We start from the raw sequence: 1363 nt of genomic DNA on the forward strand, positions 1-1363 counted from the left end.
AGTGTAATTATCATAGTTCGTAGCATGATCCTGATTTTACTAAAAATCAAGCACCTTCAATGATCACGGGTATATATCCACTACTTCAATATTCTCATTTTCTTCTACAGATAATTGTAGTTTACTGGAGTCCTCATAAGCGTCTGCGGTAACGCTAACCATTAGCTCATATCTTTCGTCTTTAAGAGCGGGAAACAAACCCAAGTCAAAATCATAGAAACCCTCACCTGAATTGCACACACCCTGAATGTATTTTTTATCTTCTGCGGATAGATTATCGAAAATCATTTTATATTCTGGTGATAGTTCGCTAGGGGAGAAATATTTTTTATCGTTCATTTTGTAATTCCTTAAAATCATTTCGTTTCGATGGGTCTATTATCAGGCACAAAACCAAGATGGTAAACAAACTCGCAAAATAAATTTATTATCATTTTATTTCAATAATTTACAAACAACACACCATACTGATTGCATTATTCTGTATATAGAAACTTTATGTTTGGAATAGCGTGCATTTTAAGCAATTATCCACTATTTAAAGCTCTTAAAAAATGCATTACCACCATGTGATGCGTTTTCTGGCTTACCTAACCCTCTTGTCAGCTTCTCGTAATAGTCTGAGTAATTAGGGCGTAGCTCTGTAAGTGTGATTTCTAAATCAATAGCTATCGGGTCGCCCGCTGTTTGGTCGAACGTCTCATACAGTTGGTCAGGCGTCTTATTCATTCTGATATTTGTGATTGCCGCAGGGCCCATCGCGAATTTCGGAGTGTATCGGTTGACTGCGTTCACGCCCTCACCTCTCCGCTGATTAAATCGTTCTTCGACAAACCATAAAGGCGGTGTTTCTAATGCACTGTATGATTGGTTTTGGTTGTCTATCAGCGTGTTTCTAGTGGTTCTTGAGGCAGAGCTGTAAACCATGAACGTTTTGAGAATATTACCGACATGCTTTAACTCGCTGACATTACGCGGCCTTAATTGAAAGTTAAAAGTCTGCTGTCTAGGTTGGCTGGTCTTATACAGTTGAGCTGAACGGGAGCCGAGAATCTTGCCAGATGACTTCTGATTATATTCTTGAGTTAATTTCTCAAACCCAACATTGATTTTATCAATTGCTGTATCCATACCGGCTGATAATGCGCTTTCAATAGACAGACTCTCGCCTGGCTGTTTGTTTTTGCTGTAATTCATCATGAAATCATCAACAATACCCGTGCCAGTGGTCTCATAGCTATGAGATATATTTTCATTCATATTCGGCATATACATCTGAATCACTGCTAGGGCGTGTTGATCTTTCGTGAGTATTTTTTGAACAGTATGGTAAAAAGTTATAATTTGCTTTGTCAAAAGTAAA

The 1363-nt window shown here is 38.0% G+C and carries 2 protein-coding genes; both read right to left on the reverse strand.

Going from position 1 to position 1363, the window contains the following annotated elements:
* Positions 1 to 63: 63 nt before the first annotated feature.
* Positions 64 to 339, reverse strand: coding sequence for a hypothetical protein (locus Q1A70_RS19920; RefSeq protein WP_299695752.1), 276 nt, complete (start codon positions 337 to 339; stop codon positions 64 to 66).
* A gap of 195 nt (positions 340 to 534) precedes the next feature.
* Positions 535 to 1363: baseplate tail-tube junction protein (locus tag Q1A70_RS19925; protein ID WP_299695750.1), on the reverse strand; the 829-nt coding region annotated here is incomplete at its 5' end.

Source organism: uncultured Vibrio sp. (assembly GCF_947488985.1).
Lineage (GTDB): Bacteria > Pseudomonadota > Gammaproteobacteria > Enterobacterales > Vibrionaceae > Vibrio.

Bases quoted from the DNA above. Each gene is read 5' to 3' on its own strand.
- Q1A70_RS19920 (WP_299695752.1), bottom strand. From the start codon at position 339: ATGAACGATAAAAAATATTTCTCCCCTAGCGAACTATCACCAGAATAT.